Annotated in this window: 21 protein-coding genes; 12 read left to right on the top strand and 9 right to left on the bottom strand. The window is 69.6% G+C overall.

Annotated elements, in window-relative coordinates:
- Positions 1 to 1,158 (bottom strand): anhydro-N-acetylmuramic acid kinase, encoded by a 1,158-nt coding sequence (locus IXW21_RS01215; RefSeq protein WP_194762422.1) that lies wholly within the window; start codon positions 1,156 to 1,158, stop codon positions 1 to 3.
- A 200-nt stretch (positions 1,159 to 1,358) separates the two neighbouring features.
- Here IXW21_RS01215 and IXW21_RS01210 point away from each other — a divergent pair, with 200 nt between their 5' ends.
- The gene (locus tag IXW21_RS01210; protein WP_228528029.1) at positions 1,359 to 1,751 is read left to right on the top strand and encodes a hypothetical protein; all 393 of its coding nucleotides are present in this window, start codon (positions 1,359 to 1,361) and stop codon (positions 1,749 to 1,751) included.
- A gap of 31 nt (positions 1,752 to 1,782) precedes the next feature.
- Here the strand turns inward: IXW21_RS01210 and IXW21_RS01205 are convergent, their stop codons facing one another.
- Together IXW21_RS01205 and pyrE are read right to left on the bottom strand one after the other, a co-directional pair.
- Positions 1,783 to 2,685 (bottom strand): ROK family protein, encoded by a 903-nt coding sequence (locus IXW21_RS01205; RefSeq protein ID WP_194762421.1) that lies wholly within the window; start codon positions 2,683 to 2,685, stop codon positions 1,783 to 1,785.
- Entirely contained in the window at positions 2,682 to 3,242 is a 561-nt protein-coding gene (gene pyrE / locus IXW21_RS01200) for an orotate phosphoribosyltransferase (RefSeq protein ID WP_042541265.1), read from the bottom strand. The genes IXW21_RS01205 and pyrE overlap by 4 nt, the downstream gene beginning before the upstream one ends.
- A gap of 37 nt (positions 3,243 to 3,279) precedes the next feature.
- On the opposite strand from pyrE, the gene IXW21_RS01195 reads away from it, so the two are divergent.
- Together IXW21_RS01195 and IXW21_RS01190 are read left to right on the top strand one after the other, a co-directional pair.
- Positions 3,280 to 4,128 carry an exodeoxyribonuclease III gene (locus IXW21_RS01195; protein WP_194762420.1) on the top strand — a complete coding sequence of 283 codons (849 nt, stop codon included), beginning with the start codon at positions 3,280 to 3,282 and terminating at the stop codon, positions 4,126 to 4,128.
- A 5-nt stretch (positions 4,129 to 4,133) separates the two neighbouring features.
- Positions 4,134 to 4,949 (top strand): Cof-type HAD-IIB family hydrolase, encoded by an 816-nt coding sequence (locus IXW21_RS01190; protein WP_194762419.1) that lies wholly within the window; start codon positions 4,134 to 4,136, stop codon positions 4,947 to 4,949.
- Positions 4,950 to 4,978: 29 nt separating this feature from the next.
- Here the strand turns inward: IXW21_RS01190 and IXW21_RS01185 are convergent, their stop codons facing one another.
- Positions 4,979 to 6,943 (bottom strand): MSCRAMM family protein, encoded by a 1,965-nt coding sequence (locus IXW21_RS01185; RefSeq protein WP_194762418.1) that lies wholly within the window; start codon positions 6,941 to 6,943, stop codon positions 4,979 to 4,981.
- 291 nt (positions 6,944 to 7,234) lie between these two features.
- Positions 7,235 to 8,452, bottom strand: coding sequence for an MFS transporter (locus tag IXW21_RS01180; RefSeq protein WP_194762417.1), 1,218 nt, complete (start codon positions 8,450 to 8,452; stop codon positions 7,235 to 7,237).
- 263 nt (positions 8,453 to 8,715) lie between these two features.
- Here IXW21_RS01180 and IXW21_RS01175 point away from each other — a divergent pair, with 263 nt between their 5' ends.
- The 6 genes from IXW21_RS01175 to IXW21_RS01150 all read left to right on the top strand — a co-directional run bounded on the left by IXW21_RS01175 (position 8,716) and on the right by IXW21_RS01150 (position 15,407).
- Positions 8,716 to 10,083 carry a sensor histidine kinase gene (locus IXW21_RS01175; protein ID WP_194762416.1) on the top strand — a complete coding sequence of 456 codons (1,368 nt, stop codon included), beginning with the start codon at positions 8,716 to 8,718 and terminating at the stop codon, positions 10,081 to 10,083.
- Positions 10,080 to 10,784 (top strand): response regulator, encoded by a 705-nt coding sequence (locus tag IXW21_RS01170; protein WP_194762415.1) that lies wholly within the window; start codon positions 10,080 to 10,082, stop codon positions 10,782 to 10,784. The genes IXW21_RS01175 and IXW21_RS01170 overlap by 4 nt, the downstream gene beginning before the upstream one ends.
- Positions 10,785 to 10,806: 22 nt before the next feature.
- Positions 10,807 to 12,006, top strand: coding sequence for a benzoate/H(+) symporter BenE family transporter (locus tag IXW21_RS01165; RefSeq protein ID WP_194762414.1), 1,200 nt, complete (start codon positions 10,807 to 10,809; stop codon positions 12,004 to 12,006).
- Between the two features lie 38 nt (positions 12,007 to 12,044).
- On the top strand, positions 12,045 to 13,274 hold the full coding sequence (locus IXW21_RS01160) for a hypothetical protein (RefSeq protein ID WP_194762586.1): 1,230 nt from the start codon (positions 12,045 to 12,047) through the stop codon (positions 13,272 to 13,274).
- Positions 13,275 to 13,416: 142 nt separating this feature from the next.
- Positions 13,417 to 14,313 carry an ABC transporter ATP-binding protein gene (locus IXW21_RS01155; protein ID WP_194762413.1) on the top strand — a complete coding sequence of 299 codons (897 nt, stop codon included), beginning with the start codon at positions 13,417 to 13,419 and terminating at the stop codon, positions 14,311 to 14,313.
- Positions 14,314 to 14,351: 38 nt separating this feature from the next.
- Positions 14,352 to 15,407 (top strand): ABC transporter permease, encoded by a 1,056-nt coding sequence (locus IXW21_RS01150; protein WP_194762585.1) that lies wholly within the window; start codon positions 14,352 to 14,354, stop codon positions 15,405 to 15,407.
- Positions 15,408 to 15,492: 85 nt separating this feature from the next.
- On the opposite strand, the gene IXW21_RS01145 is transcribed toward IXW21_RS01150, so the two are convergent.
- Positions 15,493 to 18,969 (bottom strand): bifunctional proline dehydrogenase/L-glutamate gamma-semialdehyde dehydrogenase, encoded by a 3,477-nt coding sequence (locus IXW21_RS01145; protein ID WP_194762412.1) that lies wholly within the window; start codon positions 18,967 to 18,969, stop codon positions 15,493 to 15,495.
- 150 nt (positions 18,970 to 19,119) lie between these two features.
- On the opposite strand from IXW21_RS01145, the gene IXW21_RS01140 reads away from it, so the two are divergent.
- Positions 19,120 to 20,028 (top strand): LysR family transcriptional regulator, encoded by a 909-nt coding sequence (locus IXW21_RS01140; RefSeq protein WP_194762411.1) that lies wholly within the window; start codon positions 19,120 to 19,122, stop codon positions 20,026 to 20,028.
- Between the two features lie 10 nt (positions 20,029 to 20,038).
- Here IXW21_RS01140 and IXW21_RS01135 read toward each other — a convergent pair whose 3' ends face one another.
- On the bottom strand, positions 20,039 to 20,587 hold the full coding sequence (locus IXW21_RS01135; RefSeq protein ID WP_194762410.1) for a hypothetical protein: 549 nt from the start codon (positions 20,585 to 20,587) through the stop codon (positions 20,039 to 20,041).
- 201 nt (positions 20,588 to 20,788) lie between these two features.
- Between IXW21_RS01135 and IXW21_RS01130 the strand changes: the two genes are divergently transcribed.
- Together IXW21_RS01130 and IXW21_RS01125 are read left to right on the top strand one after the other, a co-directional pair.
- Positions 20,789 to 21,376, top strand: a complete 588-nt coding sequence (locus tag IXW21_RS01130) for a nitroreductase family protein (RefSeq protein ID WP_194762409.1) — start codon at positions 20,789 to 20,791, stop codon at positions 21,374 to 21,376.
- 96 nt (positions 21,377 to 21,472) lie between these two features.
- On the top strand, positions 21,473 to 22,984 hold the full coding sequence (locus IXW21_RS01125; protein ID WP_194762408.1) for an amino acid permease: 1,512 nt from the start codon (positions 21,473 to 21,475) through the stop codon (positions 22,982 to 22,984).
- Positions 22,985 to 23,030: 46 nt separating this feature from the next.
- Here the strand turns inward: IXW21_RS01125 and IXW21_RS01120 are convergent, their stop codons facing one another.
- A complete protein-coding gene (locus tag IXW21_RS01120) occupies positions 23,031 to 25,247 on the bottom strand; it encodes an ATP-dependent Clp protease ATP-binding subunit (RefSeq protein ID WP_194762407.1) in 2,217 nt (738 codons plus the stop codon).
- Positions 25,248 to 25,322: 75 nt separating this feature from the next.
- On the bottom strand, positions 25,323 to 26,537 hold the full coding sequence (coaBC, locus tag IXW21_RS01115; RefSeq protein WP_194762406.1) for a bifunctional phosphopantothenoylcysteine decarboxylase/phosphopantothenate--cysteine ligase CoaBC: 1,215 nt from the start codon (positions 26,535 to 26,537) through the stop codon (positions 25,323 to 25,325).
- Positions 26,538 to 26,594 lie beyond the last annotated feature (57 nt).

Below are 26,594 nucleotides of genomic sequence, written 5' to 3'. Positions count from 1 at the left end.
TCAGGCCAAGATCAGGCTGCGCACGCGCTCGACCGGCTCCGGCATCCGCAGCGGACCCACACCCGGCGTGATCGTGCCGAGGATGCGCGGCTCGCGAGCTCCCGTGCCACCGGGCGTCACGGCGGCGACCCCGTGCATGGTGCACCAGCCGATCAGGGCGAACAGGATCGCCTCCTTGCTGTCGACCGGCGCCCCGAGCTCGTCGGCCAGGACGACCTCGACGTCGGGAAGCGTCTCGCGCAGTCCCTGCATGATCAGCGGGTTGTGGCATCCGCCGCCCGACACCGCGAGGAAGCGGATGCCGGCGGCCCGGACGTCCTGGGCGACCGTGCGCACCGTGAGCTCGGTGAGGGTGCGGATGAGGTCTGCCGGCGCGATGCCGGGTCGCGCCCGGTCGACGAGCGCGCGCACGTAGTCGAGGTGGAAGTGCTCCTTGCCGGTGCTCTTGGGCGGCGAGAGCGCGTAATAGGGGTCGGCGAGCAGGACTGAGAGGAGGTCGGCGTCGACCTTTCCGGTGCGCGCGATGGCGGCATCCGCGTCGTACCCGCGCTCGTTCAGACCTTCGGCGACGACGACCGCGTCGACCAGCGCGTTCGCCGGGCCGATGTCGTAGGCCGACAGCCCGTCAGGGCCGACCACGGTCATGTTGGCGATGCCGCCGAGGTTCACCGCCGCCGAGACCCCCGCGCGACCGCGGAGCAGGAGCTCGTCGAGGAACGAGACGAGCGGAGCGCCGTGCCCACCCGCGGCGATGTCGCGGATGCGCACGTCCGACACGACCGGCGCGCCCACGCGCTCGGCGATCCACGCAGGCTGACCGATCTGCAGCGTGCCCAGTGCGTGGCGGGCGTCGACCCAGTGGAAGACGGTCTGGCCGTGCGAGCACACGGCATCCACTCCCCCGACCGCGTCGGATGCGGCGGCCGCGACCTCGGCGAAGGCCTGGCCGATCAGAGTGTCGAGCTCGCAGACCTCGGCGAGCGTGGTGGGCGCCGGAGGCAGCGCAGCGAGGAGACGGGCCCGCAGTTCGGGCTCATACGGGACGCTGTCCTCGTGCAGCACGGTGCCGCGCAGTTCTCCCGCGCTCTCCTCGAAGTCCACGACCGTGACGTCGATGCCGTCGTGCGAGGTGCCCGAGAGCAGTCCGAGTACGCGCATGCGTGTTCCTTCCGTCGCCTGCTTCGAGCGTAGAGCTGTTTTGTTAGGGAGGCGAACGGAACGCGGGATCTCTTCTGCACGATCACGTGCTGAATCGCGTTCTTCGCGCAGCCCGGCGAATGTTCTGCACCGCCGTTGCCCTCGGACGTCTCCCACGTAGCATTCTGCGAGACTCCACCCGCCACCCCCAGAATGGGAGCATGTTCGTGTCCGCCGAGATCATCACGATCGTCCTCAGCGCAGTCGGCCTGCTGCTGACACAGGGCAGCCTCATGTTCGCGGGCTTCGCCTGGTGCATCCGTCGCACCGACGCCTTGCGCGCCGACCTCGTCGGCAGCGAGACGTCGCTCGGTGCCCGTATCGACGGACTCGGTGCCCGTATCGACGGACTCGGTGCCCGTATCGACGGAGTGGAACAGAGGCTCACCGCACGCATCGACGGAGTGGAAGAGAAACTCACCGCACGAATCGACGGCGTGGAAGAACGGCTGGCCGCACGCATCGATGCAGTCGCCGCCGAGACGACCGAACTCAAGGTCGCGGTGGCTCGACTCGAAGGGCCGCAGCGCCACCTGATCGTCGCGCCCCGCTGAGACAGCCCGCGGAGTGCGGCCGAGTCGCGACTCAGCGCAGGACGAGCGCCGCAGCGCCGATGAGCGGCCCCTCGTCACCGAGCCCTGAGCGCACCACGCGCGTGCGACGCGAGTACTCGTGCGCGGCGCTCGCGGTGAGGGCCTGCTGCACGAGGTCGATGTAGTCGGCCGAGACCCGCGAGAACCCGCCGCCGATCGCGACCACGTCGAGGTCGACCAGAGTCGCCGCGTCAGCGAGAGCCTCGCCGACGGCCTTCGCGGAACGTTCGATCGCGGCGCGGGCGATGGTGTCGCCTGCCGCGGCATCCCGCGCCAGGTCCTCGCCGGTGGCACCGGCCCAGCCCTGCTGCTGCGCCCACGCGGCGCTCGCGGGGCCCGAGGCGATCTCTTCGAGCGTGAGTCCTCCTTCGCGCCGCACCTGCCCCAGGTGCCCGGCGTTGCCGGTGGCGCCGGGGATGTACGCGCCGTTCACCACGAATCCTCCGCCGACGCCGGTCGAGACGACGATCGACAGTGATGCACCGGCATCCTGGGTCGCACCGAGCCATGCCTCCGCAAGAGCGAGTGCACCGCCGTCATGACCCATGATCGTCGGCACGTCACGGCCGAGCACCGCGGATGCCGCGGCGCGCACCGACTCTGCGAGACCGAAGCCGCGGGCGAGCGGCATGTTCACCGGCATGATCGCGCCGGCTCCGCGGTCGATCGGTCCGGCGCTGCCTGCCCCCGCGCCGACGAGCTCGGCATCTGCGGGAAGCGCGGCGAGGGCGTGCGTCACGATCGCGACCACGGCGAGATTCAGCGAATCGAGCGTCGCCTCACGACCGGTCGCCTGACGCGAACGACTGCCGTCGACGAGAGTGCCGTGCTCATCGACGAGCGCGGCCTCCATCTTGGTGCCGCCGACGTCGACCGCGAGCGCGTAGCGGGTCACTGGGGGTCGAGTCCGAGGTCGTCGAGGTCGAAGGCGGCACGCCATTCGAGACCCTCGGCTTCGATCGCGGCCTGGGCGCCGGTCTTGCGGTCGACGATCACCGCGACCGCGACGATCTCGGCACCCTCCTTGCGCAGGGCCTCGACGGCCTTGAGCGCGGACTGGCCGGTGGTCGAGGTGTCTTCGAGCACGACGACGCGCTTGCCCTTGACGTCGGCGCCCTCGATCTGACGGCCGCGGCCGTGGTCCTTCGGCTCCTTGCGCACCACGAAGGCGTCGAGCGGCTTGTCGGCGGCGACCGAGGCGTGCAGCACCGAGTTCGCGATCGGGTCTGCACCGAGCGTCAGACCTCCGACCGCGACCACATCGAGGTCGCCGATCAGATCGAGCATGATGCGACCGATCGCGGGAGCGGCACGGTGGTCGAGGGTGAGCTTGCGCATGTCGACGTAGTACGTCGCCTTCTTGCCGCTCGAGAGGGTGAAGTCTCCGTGGAACACGGCCTCGTCCTTGATCAGGTCGAGGAGGGTCTGGCGGTCTGCGTCGAGTGCGGTCACGGCATCCAGTGTAGGAGGTGGGCTCTAGGCTTGACGCATGCGCTTGGCCACCTGGAACGTCAACTCCATCCGCACCCGTGTCACCCGCACTGTCGAGTTCGCCGTCCGTGAGGACATCGACGTGCTGGCGATGCAGGAGATCAAGTGCAAACCCGAGCAGTTCCCCTACGGGCCGTTCGAAGAGGCCGGGTACCACGTCGAGGTGCACGGACTGAATCAGTGGAACGGCGTCGCGATCGCGAGCCGCCTGCCGGTCACCGATGTGCGCACCGCGTTCGACGGCATGCCGGGCTTCGCCAAGGGCCATGAGGGTCCGGATGCTCCGCTCGAGGCGCGCGCCCTCGGCGTTCTCGTCGACGGCGTGCGCGTGTGGAGCCTGTACGTGCCCAACGGCCGCGCCCTCGGAGACCCGCACTACGCCTACAAGCTGCACTGGCTCGAGGAGCTGAAGAAGGCGACGGCGGCCGAGCTCGCCGCGAACCCCGACCTGCCCCTCGCGCTGGTCGGCGACTTCAACATCATCCCGTTCGACAAGGACAACGGCGACCCCGACATCGTCGAGGGCGTCTCCACGCACGTCTCGCCGGAGGAGCGCCAGGCCTTCTTCGCGTTCGCCGATGCGGGACTCACCGACGTCGTGCGCCCGTTGATCCCCGAGGGCTTCACGTACTGGGACTACCAGCGGCTGAAGTTCCCTCGCAACGAGGGTGTGCGCATCGACTTCGTGCTCGGCTCGAAGACGCTTGCAGATGCGGTGACCGGCGCGTCGATCCACCGCGACGAGCGCAAGGGCGAGCAGCCCAGCGACCATGTGCCGGTCGTGGTGGAGTTCGATCTCGGCGGTGGCGCTGAGGACGACGACGACCTGCCGATGATCTTCTCCTGATTTCCGTGTCGCTCCGCCTGATCGCGACCGACCTCGACGGCACGCTGCTGACGACGGCATCCGAGGTGAGCACCCGCACCCGAGCGGCGCTCGACGCCGCGCGAGCCCGCGGCATCCACGTCGTCCCCGTCACGGCGCGCCAGCCGATCGGGCTGCGGGCTCTCGCCGGTGGAGCGGGTTTCGACGGATGGGCACTGTGCAGCAACGGCGCCTATGCGACGCACCTCGTCGACGGACGGATGCTGTTCGCCGAAGAGCTTCCGGCAGAGACCATCCGCCCCCTGGCCGAGGCGCTGCGCGCCAGCATCCCCGGCCTGCTGTTCGCGAGCGTGCGAGAGGGCGGCGAGACGTTCGTCGCCCAGCACGGCTACGCCGAGATCGCCGACCTCTCCGACCACAAGCGCGCCCCCGAGACGATGGGCGGGGTGGCGCTCGACGAGGTCGTGTCCGCTCCGAGCCTGAAGTTCGTGATCCGGCATCCTGAACTCGCGCCGGCCGCGCTCTTCGAGACGTTGCGCGACCTCGACCTGACCGGCTTCGAGGCGACGCTCTCGGGAGCCCCGTTCGTCGAGGTCATGGCCGAGGGGGTCACGAAGGCCTCGGGATTGGCGCGCCTGTGCGAGCACCTCGGCATCGACCGCACCGGTGTGGTCGCCTTCGGCGATGCCCTCAACGATGTCGAGATGCTCCGGTGGGCCGGTCACGGCGTCGCGATGGCCGGAGCCGACGACGTCGTGCAGGACGCCGCGGACGAGACCGCAGCGTCGAACGACGACGACGGTGTGGCGCGGGTGATCGAGCGGATGCTCGCGTTCGACTGACCGGACATGACACGAGGTCAGCATTCGAGTCAGTTCTGTACGCGGCGACGAGGAACAAGCAGCAGGCCGGCGAGCAGCAGGCCGGATGCCATCATCACCGCGAACGCCGGCACATCGGTGCCAGTGCTGGCCAGTGGGGAGCCGGCGCCTGTCACCGTCCCCGTGGCCGTGGCGCCGGGTGCCGCAGTGACCAGGAGCCGGGCACTGACCACGACCTCCGACTGCACGTTCAACGCCACGAGCGTGTGCATTCCGGGGGACGTGCTCGCAGGGACGCGGAAGGTACCCGACATCGCGCCGCTCGCATCGGCGGTCAGCGTTCCCAACGCCAGACGAGCCGAGCGCAACTCGAAAGCGATCTTCGCGCCAGGGGCGAACCCCGTACCCGACACGTCGATGTCGCTGCCGGCACGGATCGACCCCGTTGAGAGCGCGAGAGCCGGCCCGGGTTCTAGCTCCGGCTCCGGCTCCGGCTCCGGCTCCGACTTCGTGATGGGCACGAGCGTGAAGTCGATGCCGTCCACTGTCGTGGACGCTGCCGCCGTCACGGGAGTCGCGAGATCCGCCGTCTCGACGCCGTCGTAGAACTGCGGCTTGGCCATCGTCGGGCTGTCGTCGTAGAAGGTCACGGATGCCTTGAGGATGTACGTTCCCGCGGGGACGTTGAGCGTGTATGACCCCGTCTTGCCGTCGGCGATCACATATCCGACACGCTCATCACCATCCCAGGTTTCGACGAGGATCTCGCGGTCCTCCGAGCTCACGATCGTGACGGTGCCGGTGACTGTCGCGGCTGATTCGAGCTGAGCGTCTGTGCCTGTGATGTCATCGCCAGATTCGACGACCACTGGAGTCGCGGCCTCCTCGGTGGCGGCATCCTCCCAGTACTCGTCGAGCAGGCCGGAATCGAATGCGTCGAAGTGCACGACATAGGTCCCCGGTGCGACGGCTGCTCGATAACTCCCGTCACCGTTGATCGCGACGACGCGCATGTCCCGGTCGATGCCGCTGACCATGACAGAACCGAAAGCTGGAGTCCCGTCGGCGCTCTTCGTCACGGTGCCGCTGATGTAGCCGACGGAGTCGAGCGCGGCATCCACATTCATGATCACCTGCGCCCCGGCGATCGTGACGGGCGTCGCTGTGTCCCAGCTGTATGCGTTGCTCCAGTATTCGGAGACGAGCCCCGGGTCAGGCGAGCCGAAGCGTAAGCGGTATGCGCCCGCAGGAAGTCCGCCGAGGCGGTACTCTCCCGCGGTGTCGGCTTGCGTGGACGCAACGATCTCGTTGTTCGCGTTGAGCGCCGAGACGTCAGCCTCGGCAACCGGGGAACCATCCTGCGCTCGCGTGACGACACCCTCGATGGCGCCTCCGGCACGCAGCGAAGCGTCGATGTCGGTGACCGACGCGCCGCCCGTGATGACGACAGGCGTGGCGGCCGAGAAGTCCGTGACGCCTTGCCAGTACTCGCGCACGAGGTTCGTTCCTCCTCCGGCGAAGAAGGACACGACGTAGGAATCGTCCGCGAGTCCACTCAAGGTGTAGTCGCCGTTCGCGTCGGTGGCGACCGACGGGGTCACCCACCCACTCCCGGTCAGCGATACGCTGACCCCGGAGATCGGAGCTCCGTCGTCTTCGCGCGTCACTGTGCCGCTGATCGTTCCTATGCCTTGTGGCACGGGTGGCGGTGGCGGAATCACTGCGGGGGTCGGTATCAGCGCCGGTGCCGATGCAGATGCCGGTGCTTCCTCGACGACGGCTGAAGCAGGTGCCGTGTCGACGTCGACGTCGACGTCGACATCCTCACCGTCGGCGACGCCGTCGAGCGGGTCGGCGGTTTCGTCGGCGGCCGCAGCCACCACGTCCGCTACCGCGCCCGCGCCCGTCGCGGGGTCATCCTCCACCGCTCCCGCTGCCGTCGCTCCCCCGAGTGCGAGTGCGATCGCCGCCACCCCACCCAGGACTGCATGAATCAGAGCGCGTCGTTGCGCCATAGTCCCACCCTCCGACGGAGGTCGAGCACGCCGTGAGTGAACCCTGCGCCGGACCTCGGAACCGCTGCCGATGCGGCCGCGTGGGGTTGAAGCTATCCGATCACCGTGCAGCAGGGAAGAAGCGGGGCGATATTTAGCATCAGTCCTCGAACGTCCCGACCTCCGGCACCCGATCCGGGCCCTGGGTGACTCCGTCGAGGGCCAGGAAGAGGTCGATCAGGATGCGTCCGATCATCAAGGTGCTCCTTTGCGGGAGAGATCCTGCACGATCACAGGGCTCACACTATGCGCTCATCCCGAGTCTCCCGAGGCCGGCAAGTCCGTGTGACGCCGCAGCCCCACCAGCGCGAGTGCTCCGGCGCCGGCGGTGAGAGCGGCGACGACCCCGAGGCCGACGCCGGGAACGGATGCCGTCGCCACCGCGCCCGCGACGAGCGGCCCACCGGCGTCCCCCAGCTCCCGCCCGAGCTCGGCGCTGCCCATCGTGCGCCCCATCCGGTCCGGCGGTGTGGATGCCGCGAGGTGCGAGAACGCGACGGGTGTCGCGGTGCCGACGCCGAGTCCCACCAGCAGCGCGGTCGCGACGAGCGCCACGGGGTGGTGGGTGAGCGCGGCGAGCGCGATGCCCAGGGTGATCAGGGTGAGTCCGCCCACAGCGGCGAGGCGCACCGAGACCCTTCCCCGATCGTGCGCGGCCCCGACGAACGGCTGCGCGACGCTCGACGCGATCGCGAGCACCGTGACGATCGCCATGCTCCAGACCGTGTCGAGTCCGGCCTGCCGCCCGAGCAGCGGCAGGAACCCGACCGCCACCGCCAGGGCACCGGTGGTGGCGGCGAGCACGAGCGTCGGAACGAGGAATCCGGGTGCGGTCAGCTCACGACCGAGGTTGACGAGGGTCACCCGTCTGCGGGGCAGCACCGGCACGCGCGGCACGGCCACCGCGACCCACCCCGCGGCCACCACGCCGAGCACCGCGAGCGCCCAGAACAGCGCCGGCATTCCGCCCCACACCACGAGCACCGCGCCGAGCAGCGGACCGAGCGCGTAGCCGAGGCTCTTCCACGATCCGTAGCGACCGAAGTACTTCCCCCGCGTGGCGTCGTCGGTGAGCCTCGCCACGGCGGCCGACGACGACGGCGAGAACGCGGATGCCGCACCTCCCTGACCGAAGCGTCCGATCACGAGTCCGAGCATGCCCGGGACGACGGCGCCGACCACGGAGAATGCCGAGAACGCGAGGAGCCCGCCGATGATCACCGGGCGCACGCCGATGCGGTCGCTGAGCGCACCGAACAGCGGCTTGAGCAGCACCTCGGCGAGGTCGTACAGCGCGAGGGTCAGACCGAACGCGAGCAGGGTCCAGCCGATGTCCTCGGTCTCGGCGCCGAGTGCTGCGGCGATGCCGTGAGCCCCGAAAGCGGTGGTGAACCCTGCGAGGTACAGCGGGGCGAGGCGGGGCGCGAAGGGCGCCGAGGGTGGGGAGAGCGCGGCGGGCGTCGAGGTCACGCTCGATTCTCCCAGGCGGATGCCGTGCGCACCCGCGTCGGGCGGATGCCGTGTGCACCCGCGGCAAGCGCCTGCCGTGCACACCCGCGTCGGGCAGATGCCGTGCGCACCCGCGGCGGGCGGAGAACTCGGCGATGGGCGGAGGTTCGACCGCGGAAGCTCCGCCCTTCACGGAGATGGCCGCCCATGACAGTGCGGGAGCCCCCATACGATCCGTCGTGCGGGGGATGCCGTCGCATCCGCCCCGGCTCTACGGTGGGGGAATGCCTGCCGCGCCGTTCACCCGCCTCCCCAGCGTCCGCGAGCAGCGCGGTGACCTGGTTCTGGCCGCGATCATGTTCGTCGGCGCGATCCTCAGCGCCGCACTCTCCACGGTCGCCGACATCTACGGCGACACACGGGCCCCCGAGTGGACCGCCCTCCTCTACGCGCTCGCGGTCACGGCTCCGCTCGGCTGGCGGCGCCGCTGGCCGGCCGCCGTCGCGATCGCGGTGTGCGTCGCGTACTTCCTCGCCATCACCTTCCAGGTGCCCGAGATCTACGTGGGCAACATCGCGATGTTCGTCTCGCTGTACACGGTCGGCGCCTGGATGAACAACCGCCGCGCGGCCATGGTCGTGCGCGTGGCGATCATCGTCGGCATGTTCATCTGGCTGCTCATCACGATGTATCACACGGCCATCGAGGAGGCCGAGAAGGCCGAGGTCGCCGCGGGACTGCTCTCGCCGTACCTGGCATTCATGCTGATCCAGCTGCTGCTGAACGTGCTGTACTTCGCCGGCGCGTACTACTTCGGCGAGCGATCGTGGAACGCCGCTCAGGAGCGCGCGGTGCTCGAGCAGCGCACCGCCGAACTCGAGCAGCAGCGCGAGGTCACGGCCGCGCAGGCAGTCGCCCTCGATCGCGTGCGCATCGCCCGTGAGCTGCACGACGTCGTCGCGCATCATGTGTCGGTCATGGGGGTGCAGGCGGGCGCCGCCCGGCTCGTGATCGATCAGGACCCCGAGAAGACGAAGAGCATCCTGACCGGCATCGAGGGCTCGGCGCGCGACGCGATCCACGAGTTGCGACAGCTGCTCGAGACGCTGCGGACCCCCGGCGGCGAGACGACGGATGCCTCGTCGACCGTCGCGCTCGACGACATCGCCGAGCTCGTGGCGGCGTCGACCGAGGCGGGGCTGCCCACCGACTACGCCGTGATCGGCGATCCCCTGCCGGTGCCGTCGGTCGTCGCGGTCAACCTCTACCGCATCGCCCAGGAGTCGCTCACGAATGCTCGCCGTCACGCGGGCACCGGAGCGACGGCCGATGTGCGGGTGCGCTATGACCAGCACGGTGTGGAGGTCGAGATCGTGAACACGGGACGCGCGATCGCGGCTCTTCGCCCCGGACTCGGCCAACTCGGCATGCGGGAGCGGGCCGCGGCGTCGGGCGGCACCCTCGAGGTCACGCCCCGCCTCACGGGCGGTCTGCGCGTGCGCGCCCGGGTCCCCCTCGACGACTCGGCTCCGCGACCGGCTCAGGATGCTTCGGCACCCCCGGGCTCCTCGACGACCCAGGATGCCCCGGCGATCCAGGATCCCCGACCGCCCCAGACTCCCCAGACACCCGAGAGCAGTGCCGCACGATGACCGACACCTCCACGCCGATCCGCGTCCTGCTCGTCGACGACCACGCGATGCTCCGCGCCGGCTTCCGCACGATCCTCGACACTCAACCCGACATCACGGTCGTCGGCGAGGCGGCCACGGGTGCCGAAGCCATCGCACAGGCGACCGCCCTGCGCCCCGACGTGATCACGATGGACGTGCAGATGCCCGACATGGACGGCATCGAGGCGACCAGGCGCATCGTCGCCGACCCCGAGATCTCGGCCGCGATCGCGATCATCACGACGTTCGACCGCGACGACTACCTGTACCAGGCGCTGGATGCCGGGGCGAGCGGATTCCTGCTCAAGAACGCCGGCCCCGAAGACCTCCTGGCCGCCGTGCGCGCTCTCGCCGCGGGCGACGGGATGCTCGCGCCGGAGGTGACGCGCCGGGTGCTCGCACGGTTCGCGACGGCATCCGCTCCGACGTCCGGCGTCGAACCGGCGCAGGCCTCCGCACCGGCCGCCGCTCCGACCGTCGAGCTGGCCGAGCCGCTCACCGAGCGGGAGGCCGAGGTTCTCGCTCTGCTCGCGGACGCCCGCAGCAACGCGGAGATCGCGAGTGCCCTGTTCATCGGCGAGGCGACCGTGAAGACGCACGTCTCACGCATCCTGCAGAAGCTCGGCGCCCGCGACCGCGTGCAGGCCGTCGTACTCGCGCACCGCATGGGACTCGCATAGCTCGGGTCATGGATACTCTCGGATGGTGTCCGCTTCTGCGCCCTCCGCTCCCCCGCCACCCGCGCGGCTGTCCCGCCCGATCGTGGCCGGCATCGTCACGGCACTGGTCGGGTTCACGAGCTCGTTCGCGGTCGTGCTCACGGGACTCACCGCGGTCGGCGCGTCATCGGCGCAGGCGGCCAGCGGACTGCTCGCTGTCAGCCTCACGATGGGACTCGCCTGCATCGTGCTGGCATGGCGGTATCGGATGCCGATCACCGTGGCATGGTCCACACCCGGCGCCGCACTGCTCGCGGCGACCGGTGTCGTCGACGGGGGCTGGTCGGCAGCCGTCGGGGCCTTCCTCGTCACGGCGGCGCTCATCCTGCTCACCGCGGTCTGGCCGGCGCTCGGCGGGCTGATCGCGCGCATCCCTCCGTCGATCGCGCAGGCCATGCTCGCCGGCGTGCTGCTTCCGCTGTGTCTCGCGCCGATCACCGGGCTCGCGACGAACCCGTGGGGCGTCATTCCGGTCGTTCTCACCTGGCTGATCTTCGCCCGCCTCGCACCCCGCTGGGCTGTGCCGCTGGCGTTCGTCGCCGCAGCGATCGTCGTCGCGGTGTCACTGGTGCAGGCGGGCGCGCCCGTGGATGCCGGACTGCTGCTGCCCCATGCAGAGTTCACCGCCCCCACCTTCACGGTCGGTGCGCTCGTCGGCATCGCGCTGCCGCTGTTCATCGTCACGATGGCCTCGCAGAACGTGCCGGGCGTCGCGATCATGCGCAGCTTCGGCTACGAGGTGCCGTGGCGACCCGCGATGCTCGTCACGGGTGTCGGCACCGCCCTGGGAGCCACCGCCGGAGGCCATGCCATCAACCTCGCCGCCATCAGCGCGGCACTCGCGGCATCCCCCGACGCCGACCCCGACCCGAAGCGCCGATGGGTCGCCGGCCTCTCGACAGGGGTCTCGTATCTCGTGCTCGGCGGCTTCTCGGCGGCTTTCGCGGCACTCGTGCTGCTCGCGCCCGAAGCGGTGATCCCCGCGGTCGCGGGCCTCGCACTGTTCGCGGCATTCGGATCGTCCGTGCAGCAGGCCATCGATGACCCCGGCGAGCGGATCCCCGCTGTCGTCACGTTCCTCGTCGCGGCATCCGGCATCTCCGTACTCGGTGTGAGCGCCGCGTTCTGGGCGCTCGTGGCCGGGTTGCTCGTGCGCGCGGTGCTGCACGCCGGGCGCCGCTGATCCCGCGTCCGCCGTCTTCGGGTTAGCGTGGACGCGTGATGCCTCCGTCCGCCGACACCCCCGCTGCCGCGAGCGCTCCCGGCTTCTTCGATGCCCGCGCGCTCATCGAGCCGGTGCATCCCGCGGAGCTGGACGCGTACGCGCGAGCCCACCGTGCGGCGAACCCGACATCGGCGGCGCAGATCGCGGGCTGGGTGTTCGGGATCATCGGACTGCTGTTCGTCGTGCCCGTGATCGGCATCTTCCTGATGGGGATCGGCTACGCGATCGCCCGGGGAACGGGCGTCGCGGTCGGCCTGGTGCTCGGAGTACTGCTCGCCGCCGGCCTCATCGTCGGCGTGGTGGCTCTCGTGCGGCGCGCCAACCGTCTTCGGGCGCTGACTCGGCTGCGACTCTCGCGCTTCGCCGGCGCCAACGCGATGACCTACATCGATCGCATCGACGCCCCTCCCCTGCCCGGGATGATCTTCTCGTCGGGCTCGAGCCGCATGTCGACCGATGTGCTGCGCGGCGTCGAGCCCCGGTTCGTGGAATTCGGCAACTACCAGTACACGACGAGCAACGGCAAGCAGTCGACGACCCACCGGTGGGGCTACGTGGCCGTCAAGCTCGACGTGCCTCTGCCGAACATCGTGCTCGACGCGCTCGGCAACAACACGCTCGGCAGCACACTCGCGTCCGCGTTCAGGGGCGACCAGCGGCTCTCGCTCGAGGGTGACTTCGACCGGTACTTCTCGCTGTACTGCCCGGCCGGCTACGAAGCCGACGCCCTCTATCTGTTCACGCCGGATGTCATGGCGCGGTTCATCGATCATGCGGCAGAGCTCGACGTCGAGATCGTCGACGACTGGCTCTTCCTCTATGCGCGCCGCGACGTGTCGACACTCGATGCGGCGACCTGGGCCTGGCTGTTCGGGGCGGTGGGAGCACTGCTGACCAAGCTCGACCAGTGGGCACGGTGGCGCGACGACCGGCTGCGCCTGGCGGCGCCGCATCCCGCGAACCCCGCCGCAGCCGCAGCCGCAGCCGCCCACGGCATCCCCGGTTCGCCCGGCATGTCCGGTTCGCCCGGCATCCCCGGCGCCCCGGCGCTGCCGTTCGCGGCGCCTGCCGGCATGCTCACCCCTCCCCCGGGCGTCGCCCCGCCGGGTCGGCGCCTCCGACGGCGCAGTCCGTGGCTGGTCGTCGGCATCATCCTCGGCGTCGTGTTCATCGTCACGGCTGCGCCCTTCGCGCTGGGCATCTTCGGCTTCCTCTTCCTGCGCTGAGCCGGCGCGCTGACCGGTGCGCTGAACCGGGCGCACGCACGCACGTCCGCCCCTCGGGGGAGGCGCACCGGAGGCGGGTCCCCCCTGGATCTCCGCCGCAGGGGGGATGCCGCGGCGACCCCGCCCTCCGTAGCGTGAGGGCATGACCACAGGAAAGCTCGTACTGAGCGGCATCACCAAGAGCTATGGCTCGCGGCGCGTGCTCGACGACGTCTCGTTCGAGGTGGCCCCCGGGCGTCTCACCGGGTTCGTCGGCGGCAACGGCGCAGGCAAGACCACGACCATGCGCATCGTCCTCGGGCTGCTCGGCTCCGATGGGGGCAGCGTCGAACTCGACGGCCGCGCGCTGTCGAGCGCCGACCGCCGCCACTTCGGCTACATGCCCGAAGAGCGAGGCCTCTATCCGAAGATGAAGGTGCTCGAGCAGATCGTCTACCTCGCGCGCCTGCACGGCTTCAGCAAGGCGGATGCGACGGCGCGAGCGACCGCCCTGCTCACCGAGCTCGGACTCGAAGAGCGCCTGAACGACACGATCGAGTCGCTGTCGCTCGGCAACCAGCAGCGCGCGCAGATCGCTGCGGCCCTGGTGCACGACCCCGAGGTGCTGATCCTCGACGAGCCGTTCTCGGGTCTCGACCCGCTCGCGGTCGACGTCGTCGCATCGGTGCTGCAGTCCTCGGCCGCCCGAGGCGCATCGATCCTGTTCTCCTCTCATCAGCTCGACGTCGTGGAGCGCCTGTGCGACGACCTCGTGATCCTCGCGGCCGGCACGATCCGCGCCTCCGGATCGCGCGACGGCCTGCGCGCCCAGCACGCGGGCAACCGCTACGAGCTCATCTCTGCCGGGGATGCCGGCTGGCTGCGCGCCGAGCCGGGCGTCACCGTGGTCGACTTCGAAGGCGGGTATGCCCTGTTCGACGCCGACGGTGCCGAGACCGCCCAGCGCGTGCTGCGCTCCGCCGTCGAGCGCGGCGATGTCGCGAGCTTCGCGCCGAAGCATCCGTCCCTCGCACAGATCTTCAAGGAGGTCATCCAGTGAGCATCCCGAAGAATGCCGGCTCCCCGTCGCAGGCGTCCATGATCTGGCTCGTCGCCGAGCGCGAGATCGGTTCGAAGCTGCGCAGCAAGGCCTTCTTGATCTCCACCGGAGTCCTGCTGCTCATCGCGCTCGCCGGCATCGTCATCGGCGGCTTCGCGAGCAAGAACACGAGCACCATGCCCGTGGCCGTGACGTCGGAGACCGCCTCGATCGTGTCGGCCCTGCCCGACATCGAGATCACCGAGGTGACGGATCAGGCCGAGGCCGAGCAGCTGCTGCGCGACGAGAAGGTCGATGCCGCGGTCGTCCCCGGCGATGGCCCGACCGGGGTCACGATCGTCGCTCTCAAGGACGCGCCGACCAGTCTCATGTCTGCGCTCTCGCAGGCCCCGACTGTCGAGATCCTCGAACCCGCGACGACCAACCCGCTGCTGCGCTACTTCATCGCGATCGCGTTCGGCATCGTGTTCATGGGAGCTGCCGCGACGTTCGGCGGCACGATCGCCCAGAGCATCGTCGAGGAGAAGCAGACGCGCGTCGTCGAGATCCTGCTCTCGACCATCTCGGCGCGCACGCTGCTCGCCGGCAAGGTGATCGGCAACACCATCCTCGCGATGGGGCAGATCCTCGCCCTGGCCGCGGTCGCGACGATAGGACTCATAGCGACGGGTCAGCGCGAGGTGCTGTCGACGCTCGGCGCCCCGATCATCTGGTTCGCGGTGTTCTTCCTGTTCGGGTTCATCCTGCTCGCGGCGCTCTTCGCCGCAGCGGCGTCCATGGTCTCCCGCCAGGAGGACATCGGCTCGACGACGACTCCGATCACGATGCTGATCATGGCGCCGTACGTGCTCGTGATCATCTTCAACGACAACCCGCTGGTGCTGACGATCATGTCGTACGTGCCGTTCTCGGCTCCGGTCGGTATGCCGATGCGACTGTTCGTGGGCGAGGCGCAGTGGTGGGAGCCGCTGCTGAGCCTGGTGATTCTGCTCGCGAGCTGCGTCGCCGCGATCGTGGTCGGCGCGAAGATCTACGAGAACTCACTGCTGCGCATGGGCTCGCGGGTGAAGCTCGGCGAGGCGCTGCGCGGCTGAACACGGATCGCGACTCCGACGCGACGAGGCCCCACCCCGCAGGCATCTGCGGGGTGGGGCCTCGTCGTCAGGATCCGACCCGGGGTCAGATCAGGCCGTCGGACAGGGTCGTCGGGTTGCCGAACCGGTGGTTCGTGATCGACACGGCCTGCTCGTGCAGGAAGGGCAGCATCTCGACGCGACCGGCGCCCGTGACCGCGTGCGACCACACCGCGACATCCGGCGTCCCGCCGAGTGCGTCGAACAGCGCCGAGGCGTCGCCACCGACGAGACGGAGCCGCTTCCAGCTGTGCGCGGCCTTCGCCGCCGCCTTCGCGTATGCCTTGACCCACGCCGCATCCTTCGCGTGCGAGACCGACACCCCGTGCGCACGGAGCGCCTTCTCGACCTTCGACGGCAGCGCGGGCGCCGACACCGTGAACGGGCTGCCACTGCGGAGGGCAGCGGCGATCACGCGGATGCCCTCGACGAGCGGAGCGTTCTCAGCGATGCGCACATCGGTCTCGACCGGGCGGTACCGGAAGACGTTGCGTTCGACGCCGAGGCCCGACTTGTCGCTCACCGTGCCGAACTCCGAGGTCCAGGCGCGCTCGTCGGCAGCGGCCGCACGGTGCAGCCACTCGATCTCGACGGCATCGAGGTCGGCGCTCGCTGCCGCCAGCAGCGCTTCGACCGGGGAGCTGATGGCGGCGCCCGCCGCGGCGGCGGGGAGCTCGGCCGAGGCCCACTCACCGAGGCCGAACAGATAGTTCGGTCCACCGGCCTTGGCGCCGGCACCGACAGCGGAGCGCTTCCACCCGCCGAACGGCTGGCGCTGCACGATGGCACCGGTGATGCCGCGGTTCACATAGAGGTTTCCGGCTTCGACGCGGTCGAGCCAGGTCGCGACCTCGGCGGAGTCGAGCGAGTGGATGCCGGCGGTGAGGCCGTAGTCCACGGCGTTCTGCAGGCGGATCGCCTCGTCGAGGTCCTTCGCGTGCATGATGCCGAGCACGGGCCCGAAGAACTCGGTGAGGTGGGTGGTCGATCCGGGGGCCACGCCGACCTTGACGCCGGGCGTCCACTGGCGTCCCTCGTCGTCGAGCTTCTTCGGCTCGACGAGCCAGCGCTCGCCCCGCTCGAGGGTCGTGAGCGCGGTGAGCAGCTTGCCGTTCGCGGGCTCGATGATGGGTCCCATCTGGGTCGCCGGGTCGTCGGTCAGCCCGACGCGCATCGAGGTGACGGCGTCGACCAGCTGACGCTCGAACCGCTTCGACGCGGCGACGGATCCGACGAGGATCGCGAGGGACGCCGCGGAGCACTTCTGGCCCGCGTGGCCGAAGGCGCTGCGGGCGACGTCCGCGGCGGCGAGGTCGAGGTCGGCCGACGGCGTCACGATGATCGCGTTCTTGCCGCTCGTCTCGGCGAGCAGCGGCAGGTCGGAGCGGAACGAGCGGAACAGCTGCGCGGTCTCGTAGGCGCCGGTGAGGATCACCCGGTCGACCTCGGGGCTCGCGACCAGACGCGTGCCGAGATCGCGGTTGGCGAGGTCGACGAGCGCGAGCAGATCGCGCGGAACACCCGCGGCCCACAGCGCCTCGACCATCACCGCGCCGCAGCGCTGCGTGAGCTTGGCCGGCTTGATGATGACGCCGGACCCCGAGGCGAGGCCCGCGAGCACGCCACCGGCGGGGATCGCGACGGGGAAGTTCCACGGCGGCGTGACCACCGTCACCTTGGAGGGCACGAAGTCGGCGCCCACGATGTTCTCGAGATCGAGAGCGCGCTCGGCGTAGTAGTGCGCGAAGTCGATCGCCTCCGAGACCTCGGGGTCGGCCTCGGCGATGGTCTTGCCCGCCTCGTGGGCCATGATCTCGATCAGCTGTCCACGACGCGCGGCGAGCTCATCGCCGGCGCGATGCAGCACGGCGGCGCGCTCGGCAGCGGGCAGAGCCGCCCACCTCTCGGCGGCGGCGGATGCCGCGGCGAAGATGCCGTCGAGCTCGTCGATCGTCTCGACCTTGGCGAGGGCGATGGAGTCGAGACCGAGCGTCGACGCGGTCGAGCGGGCGAGGATCTCACGGCCCCACGCACGGTTCGCGGCGATCGCCGGGTCGCTGTCGGGCTGGTTGTGGAACCCTTCGACAGGCTCAGGGACCCACCCGGCGGCCTCGGCCGCACGATCCTGCACGCGGTTCGAGGCGGGCACGCTGCGGTCGGCCTCGAGAGCGTCCAGCGAACGCTCGAAGCGCTCGCGTTCCCGGGTCAGCAGCGTCGGGTTCGAGGCGAGCTCGAACACGGCCGACATGAAGTTCTCGGGGCTCGCGTTCTCTTCGAGGCGGCGCACGAGGTAGGCGATCGCGACGTCGAACTCGGCGGGGTTCACGACCGGTGTGTAGAGCAGCAGCTGTCCGACGTCCTTGCGGACCGCCTCGGCCTGTCCCGTCGCCATGCCGAGCAGCATCTCGTACTCGACGGCATCCGTGACCCCGCGCGCCTTCGCGAGCAGCCAGGTGTAGGCGATGTCGAAGAGGTTGTGCCCCGCGACGCCGATGCGCACCGCATCCAGCCGCTCGGGAGTCATCGACCAGTCGAGCACGCGCTTGTAGTTCGTGTCGGAGTCCTGCTTGGTGCCGTAGGTGGCGAGCGGCCAGTCGTGGATCTTCGAGTCCACCTCTTCCATGGCGAGGTTCGCGCCCTTGACGACGCGCACCTTGATGGGTGCCCCGCCCTTCGCGCGCCGCGCCGAAGCCCACTCCTGCAGCTGCTGCATGGCGCCGAGCGCGTCGGGCAGGTAGGCCTGCAGCACGATCCCGGCCTCGAGGTTCTCGAGACCCGGCTGGTCGAGGATGCTGGTGAACGCCGCGATCGTCAGGTCGAGGTCGCGGTACTCCTCCATGTCGAGGTTGATGAACTTGGTCTTGCCGGCGGCCTCCGACGACGCGGCGAGGCGGTAGAGGGGGGTCAGCTTCTCGACGACGTCGGCGACGGCCTCGTCGAACGACCACATCGACAGCTGGCTCACGACGCTCGAGACCTTGATCGAGACGTAGTCCACGTCCTTGCGCGCGAGGAAGTCGTAGGTGCCCTGCAGACGGTGCCCCGCCTCGCGCTCGCCGAGAACGGCCTCGCCGAGCAGGTTGAGGTTCAGGCGGTTGCCGCTCTTGCGCAGCTTGGCGATCGCCGGGCCGAGCTTCGAGGGGGTGGCGTCGAGCACGAGGTGTCCGACCATGGCACGCAGCACGCGACGCGAGATCGGCACCACGACTCCGGGGAGCTTCGGTGCCCAGAAGCCACCGGTCCTGATCGCCGCGCGCAGGTAGCCGGGCAGAAGCGACGGGGTGAGGTCGGAGATCTCGGCGAGCTTGCGACCGGCGACGCCGAGGTCTTCGGGACGCATCACGCCGTCGACGAAGCCGACGGTGAATGCGAGGCCGTTCGGGTCCTTCAGGACCTCGGCCAGGCGCTGGGCTGCGGGTTCGACGGGGTGGGTCTCGCTCTCGGCGAGCCAGCGCTGCACGAGGGCAGCGACGTCTTCGGTGCGCGGGGTGCTGACGGCGGTGGTGTCGGCGGCGACGGTCATCGGTGTGGCCTTTTTTCGGGGGATCGCACACCCGGGATTCGTGTGCGGCTCGATCATTCTCAGGCGCGTGAGTAGGCTACGTCTATCAACCGATCTGCGCCTCTTCTGTTCGGTTCTACTTAACCTTCCGACGGCAGGAGACAGCGGCGAATGCTCGACGTCAATCGACTCAGACTGCTCGTGGAGCTCTCCCGCCGCGGCACCCTCTCGGCGGTCGCCGACGCGCTCTCGTACAGCAAGGCCTCGGTGTCGCAGCAGCTCAGCGCGCTCGAGCGCGAGGTGGGCGTGCCGCTGCTGCGCAGAGTCGGCCGAGGCGTGCAGTTCACTCCGCAGGGCACCGTGCTCGTCGCCGAGGCCATCGGCATCCTCGATCAGCTCGAGCAGGCCGAGGTCGCTGTGGCCGAGTCGCTCACCGAGGTCACCGGCACCGTGCACGTCGCGGTCTTCCAGTCGGCCGCGCACTCGCTGCTCCCCCAGACGCTCGACGCGCTGCGTCACGAGCATCCGGCCCTCCGTGTCGAGGTGACCGAGTGCGACCCCGAGACAGGGCTCGTCGGCGTCTCGAGCCGCGATTACGACCTGATCCTCGCCGAGCAGTACCCGGGCCACACGCGGCCGATCCATGCCGACCTCGATCGTGTGGTCCTCGCGCACGACGCCATCACCCTCGCGCGCACCCCCGCCTCGGCCCCCGAGGCCGATCCTGCCGCGGCACTGTGGGAGACCCGCGAGCAGCCGTGGGTGCTCGAACCCGCAGGCACGGCATCGCGCGCGTGGGCCGAGCAGCTCTGCCGCACCGCAGGCTTCGAACCCGACGTGCGGTTCGAGATCGCCGACCTCACCGCGCACGTGCGACTCATCCATGCCGGGCTCGCCGTCGGACTGCTTCCCGAACTCGTCTGGGCGGGAGACACCCCGTCGGTCGACATCACCGCGCTGCCCGCTGCCCCCCGCCGCGAGATCTTCTCGTCGGCCCGGCAGGTGTCGGCGGCGGCACCATCGATCCGCGCCGTGCGTCGCGCGCTCGCGGGAGCCGCGACGCGCATCCTCCCCGACTGACCCCACCACGTCAGAGCTCGGAGAGGCGCGAGACCTCGCCCCATCGCCGCCACGGCGAGGGCGACAACGACGCGTGCTCGTCGCACCAGCCGGCCGCGGCATCGTTGAGTCCCGAGAGACCGGCTCCCACCTCGCCCATCACCGCCTGAGCATCGGGCCAGAGCCGCACGGTGCGCGGGGTGAACGGGCCGAAGGTCTGCACGTATGCCGCCGCACATCGGATCGGCTCGACACCTGCGACACCCCGCACATCCAGGTGCTCGCTGTCACCCGAGCCTCCCGACACGCCGCAGCCGGCTCCGCCTGTGCACCTGCATCGGCATCCACCTCCGCCACCCCGAGCGATCGCGTCTCGCAGTCCTGCGTACTCCGTCGGCCGCGCGGCGAGCGCATCCCGCACCGTCTCGAGCTCTCGCGAGGTCTCGACCACCAGCAGGCAGACATCACTCAGCACGAGCATCTTCAGACACTCGAGCAGATGCTGCTCGGCGTCGGCTCGCGGACGATCGTCGAGGACCCCGAGCACCGCGCTCGCGTACTCCCACGAGAGTCCCGGCACCACCGGATCCCTCACGGTCGACTCCCGGCGACATGTGTCTTCTGTTCGCATTCGGGAACTCTACGCACCCTCATAAGGTCTTTTCGTCGCCATGTGGATACATTCCGGAAGATCGGGAATATGTGCCCGCATGTACCTGTTTACACTCGATGTAGCCCGGACGAAGGAGTCCGATCCCTCTCCTTCTCGAAAGGCATTTCCATGAGCACTCCCGTCGTCGACCGCACCGCCCCCACCGAGCACCCCGTCCTCGACGTCCTCGCCGGGCGCTGGAGCCCGCGGGCCTATGACGCCGAGAACACGATCGACGACGCCAAGCTGAACGCCGCCCTCGAGGCCGCGCGCTGGTCGCCGTCGGCATACAACCTGCAGCCGTGGCGCTTCATCGTCGCTCGCCGCGGCACCGCGCTGTTCGACCAGGTGGTCAGCTCCCTCGTCGAGTTCAACCAGCTCTGGGCGTCGAAGGCCTCGGCGCTCATCGTCGCGATCGCCGAGACCGAGTCCGAAGAGGGCAAGGCCATCAGCCACGCGGTGTACGACCTCGGCCAGGCCGTGGCGCACTTCTCGGTGCAGGCGCACCACGAGGGCCTCCTCGTGCACCAGATGAGCGGCTTCGACCCGGAGGTCGTCCGCGAGTTCGCCGACCTGTCGCCGCGCTTCTCGGCCATCACCGTGATCGCCGTCGGCGAGTACGGCGACGCCGCCGGTCTTCCCGAGGGCCTGCAGCAGGGAGAGACCGCACCGCGCGTGCGTCGCCCGATCGACGAGACGGTCATCCTCAGCGCCTGAGGGCCGGCCGCACCGGCAGCCCCACCACGAAGGGCGTCACCCGATATACGGGTGGCGCCCTTCGTGCGCGGTGCCCGCAGATCTAGACTCGTCCGCATGGCGATTCAGCGAAGGATCAAATCGGTCGAGCAGTCGATGGCCGAGACGCACGACGAGAAACGCTCGCTGAAGCGCTCCCTCGGCGTCTGGGACCTGGCGGTGATGGGCGTCGCCGTGGCTGTCGGAGCCGGCATCTTCTCGGTGGGCGCCGAGGCCTCCGCCCGCCACTCCGGTCCCGCCGTGATCATCTCGTTCATCATCGCGGCGGCGGTGTGCGGCCTCGCCATCCTCTGCTACGCCGAGTTCGCGTCATCGATCCCCGTCGCGGGCTCCGCCTACACGTTCACGTACTCGACCCTGGGCGAGTTCCTCGCCTGGATCATCGGCTGGGACCTGATCCTCGAGATGCTCATGGCGTCGGCCGTGATCGCGAAGTACTGGGGCGTGTACCTGGGCGACGCGGTGTCGCTGTTCGACCTCGAGATCCCGATGACGCTGCAGCTCGGCCCGCTCTCGTTCGACTGGGGCCCCGTGGTCATCGTCGCGATCTTCACGGTGCTGCTCGCCCTGGGTACGCAGCTGTCGAGCCGCGTCAACAGCGTGTTCACCGTGATCAAGGTCGCGATCGTGCTGTTCGTCATCGTCGCCGGCTTCTTCTTCGTCAACGGCGCCAACTACACGCCCTTCGTGCCCCCGGCGCAGTCGGGCGCCGCGACCGAGAGCGCATGGACGCAGTCGCTCTTCTCGTTCATGACCGGCTCCGAGCCGACGATGTACGGCGTCTTCGGCATCCTCAGCGGTGCCGCCCTGGTGTTCTTCGCCTTCATCGGCTTCGACGTGGTCGCCACCAGCGCCGAGGAGACCAAGGACCCGAAACGCACGGTGCCGCGCGGCATCATCCTCGGCCTCGTCATCGTCACCGTGCTCTACGTGCTGGTCGCGATCGTGATCACCGGAATGGTGTCGTACACCGAGCTGGCGAAGCTCGAGGAGCCGTCGCTCGCCAGCGCGTTCGAGCTGGTCGGCGCGACCTGGGCTGCGCAGATCATCGCGATCGGCAGCCTCGTGGGCCTCACGACCGTCGTGATGGTGCTGCTCATGGGTCTCGCCCGCGTGATCTTCGCGATGAGCCGCGACGGCCTGCTGCCGCGCTCACTCAGCGTCACCGACGCCAAGCGCGGCACGCCGATCCGCATCCAGCTCATCGTCGGCGTGGTCATCGCGCTCATCGCCGGCTTCACCGACGTGCAGGTGCTCGGCGACATGATCAACATCGGCACCCTGTCGGCCTTCGTGCTCGTCAGCATCGGCGTGCCGATCCTGCGTAAGAGCCGCCCCGACCTCGAGCGCCCCTTCACGGTGCCGCTCTCGCCGTGGCTGCCCTGGATCTCGGCTCTCGCCTGCTTCTGGCTGATGCTGAACCTCAGCACCGAGACCTGGCTGCGATTCGGGATCTGGCTCGCGATCGGCATGGTGATCTACTTCGCCTACTCGCGACGGCATTCGATCCTCGGACAGGAGCTCGAGACCGACGCACTGAAGGGCATCCGTCGACCGACAGGCGGCTGACACGCACTCACCACTCCGCGGCCGCGGCGCGGTCGCGCACTCGGCTCTAGTCGTCGAGCAGCTCGGCCTCGATCACGTCGTCGTCCGGATCCTGGTCGACGTCCGGCTCCGGAGCGGTCGAGGTGAGCACGAGGCCCGTGCCGTCGACCGCCACGTCGACGCGCACGGTGTCGCCGTCGTGCACGCCGCCCGAGAGCAGCGCGGTGGCCAGCTTGTTCTGCACCTCGGACTGGATCAGGCGGCGCAGCGGGCGGGCTCCGAACATCGGGTCGTACCCCCGCTCGGCCAGCCACGACCGCGCGTCCGGGGTGACGGCGAGGGTGAGCCGGCGATCCCGCAGCCTGTCGTGCAGCTGGTCGATCGAGAGCTCGACGATCTGCGCCAGGTCGTCCTGGCTGAGCGCCGAGAACATCACGATGTCGTCGAGCCTGTTCAGGAACTCCGGGCGGAAGGCCTGGTGCACGAGCGCCATCACCTGTTCGCGCTTCGCATCGGGCGACAGCGTCGGGTCGATGAGGATCGGCGAGCCGAGGTTGGAGGTGAGGATCAGGATGACGTTCGAGAAGTCGACCGTGCGCCCCTGACCGTCGGTCAGACGGCCGTCATCGAGCACCTGCAGCAGCACGTCGAAGACCTCGGGGTGCGCCTTCTCGACCTCGTCGAGCAGGATCACGCTGTACGGACGGCGACGAACGGCCTCGGTCAGCTGACCGCCCTGCTCGTAGCCGACGTATCCGGGAGGGGCGCCGACGAGCCGCGAGACCGAGTGCTTCTCGCCGTACTCCGACATGTCGATGCGCACCATGGCGTGCTCGTCGTCGAAGAGGAACTGCGCGAGCGCCTTCGCGAGCTCGGTCTTGCCGACACCGGTCGGTCCGAGGAACAGGAACGATCCGGTCGGGCGACCGGGGTCGCTGATGCCCGCGCGGGAGCGGCGGACCGCGTCGGACACGGCCTTGACCGCATCCTTCTGCCCGATCAGGCGGCGCCCGAGTTCGGACTCGAGGTTCAGCAGCTTCTCGCTCTCGCCCTGCAGCAGGCGGCCGACCGGGATGCCGGTCCACGCTGCGATCACGGCGGCGATGTCCTCATCGGTGACCTGTTCGTTCACCATGCGCGGCTCCGACGACGCGGTCGCCTCGGCCTGCTCGGCCTCGGCGATGTCGCGCTCGAGGCGCTTGATGGTCTCGTACTCGAGCTTCGAGGCACGCGTGTAGTCGGCTTCGCGCATCGCGAGGTCTCGCTGCGTGACCGCCTCATCGAGCTGCTTCTTGAGGTCGCCGACCCGGTTGAGCCCCTGTCGCTCGCGCGCCCAGCGGGCTTCGAGCTCGGCGAGCTCCTTCTCCATGCCGACGAGCTGCTCGCGCAGGGCGACGAGGCGCTCCTTCGACGCGGCATCCTTCTCGCGCTTGAGAGCCAGCTCTTCGAGCTTCATGCGGTCGACCTGGCGCTTGAGCTGGTCGATCTCGACGGGAGACGAGTCGATCTCCATCTTGAGCCGCGACATCGACTCGTCGATCAGGTCGATCGCCTTGTCGGGCAGCTGCCGTGCCGGCAGATAGCGGTTCGAGAGGGCCGCCGAGGCGACCAGCGCACTGTCGGAGATCGTCACACCGTGGTGCGCCTCGTACCGGCCCTTGAGTCCGCGGAGGATCGCGATCGTGTCTTCGACCGTCGGCTCTCCGACATAGACCTGCTGGAAGCGTCGCTCGAGCGCCGCATCCTTCTCGATGAACTCGCGGTACTCGTTGAGCGTCGTGGCGCCGATCAGACGCAGCTCACCCCGGGCGAGCATGGGCTTCAGCATGTTCGACGCGGCCACCGAGCCCTCGCCGCCACCCGCACCCATGAGCACGTGCAGCTCGTCGATGAAGGTGATGATGCGACCCTCGGACTCGGTGATCTCCTTGAGCACGCTCTTCAGCCGCTCTTCGAACTGCCCCCGGTACATCGCGCCGGCGACGAGCGCGGAGATGTCGAGCGACACCAGCTGCTTGTCCTTGAGCGACTCGGCCACGTCGCCCGCGACGATGCGCTGGGCGAGGCCCTCGACGACGGCCGTCTTGCCGACGCCCGGCTCGCCGATGAGCACCGGGTTGTTCTTGGTGCGGCGGGTGAGCACCTGGCTGACTCGCCGGATCTCACTGTCTCGCCCGATCACCGGGTCGAGCTTTCCCTGGCGGGCGCGATCGGTGAGATTGATTCCGAACTGCTCGAGGGCGGACTGCTGGTCGTCGTTCTGCGCGCTCTGTGGGCCTGGCATGCTTCCTCCTGGGAGACTCCTTCTGGTCACTTCCTGTGGTCGTCATCCGAAAACTTGAGTGGACGTGACTCAAGTTTAGCGCACCGAGCGGACAGTATCCAGGATCACTCGAGCGACCTCGCGCTTCGGCCCCGCCGCGGATGCCACGACCTCGCCGCCGTCGCCGACGATCTCGACCGTGTTGTCGTGGCGCTCGAAGCCCTGCTCGGCGTTCGCGAGGTTGACGGCGAGCAGGTCGACGCCCTTGCGCCCCCGCTTGCGACGGGCGCGATCCCGGCGCTCGTCGGCCGATTCCGAGGTCTCGGCGGCGAAGGCGACGATCGTCTGCCCCTCCGGCGCCGCGCCCGCGACCCGTGCCGCCGCGAGGGCCGCCACCACGTCGTCGTTCTCGACCAGCTCCAGGTGAGTGAGCACGCCCTGCTCCTTCGTGAGCTTCTGGTCCGACACGGATGCCGGCCGGTAGTCCGCGACCGCGGCGGCCATGATCACGATGTCGGCCGTGGTCGCCGCGTCCGTCATCGCCGTGGCGAGCTCGGCTGCGGTGCCGACCGCGATCACCCGGATCGACGGATGCCGCGACTCGGCCAGGACGTCACCCGAGATGTTCGCCGCGACGAGCGTCACGAGGCCTCCGCGCGCAGCGGCATCGGCGGCGAGCGCGATGCCCTGCCGACCGCTCGATCGGTTGCCGAGGAACCGCACCGGGTCGATGGGCTCCCGGGTGCCGCCGGCCGAGATCGCGAGGCGCACCCCGACCAGATCCTGCGGGGCGATGAGCGCGAGAGCGGCCTCGACGATCTCCTCGGGCTCGACCATGCGTCCCGGTCCGCTGTCTCCCCCGGCGAGCTCGCCGTCGGCCGGACCCACCAGGTGGACTCCGCGCGCGCGAAGCGTCGCGATGTTCGCCTGGGTGGCGGCATTGCGCCACATCTCGGCGTGCATGGCGGGCGCGAGCAGCACGGGAGCCTCGGTCGCGAGCAAGGTCGTACCGAGCAGATCGTCGGCGATGCCCGCCGTGATCTTGGCGATCGTGTTGGCCGTGGCCGGGGCGACGATCACCAGATCGGCGTTCTGTCCGAGCGCGACGTGGCGCACGCGGGCGACATCGTCATGCACGCTCGTCGTGACCGGATGCCGACTGAGCGCCTCCCACGTCGGCGTGCCGACGAAACGCAGCGCGTCTTCGGTCGGCACGACGGTCACATCGTGACCCGCCTTGGTCAGCAGACGCACCAGGTGCACTGTCTTGTATGCGGCGATGCCACCCGTAACCCCGACGACGATGTTCACGGTTCGATTCTGCCCCAGCATCCGCACCGGCGGGTTGGCGCCTGCCCGAGGACCGTC

The organism is Microbacterium sp. UFMG61, assembly GCF_015354505.1.
Classification (GTDB): Bacteria; Actinomycetota; Actinomycetes; order Actinomycetales; family Microbacteriaceae; genus Microbacterium.
Note: the sequence above shows the minus strand (reverse complement) of the source record. Positions and strands in the feature narration are given on the sequence as shown.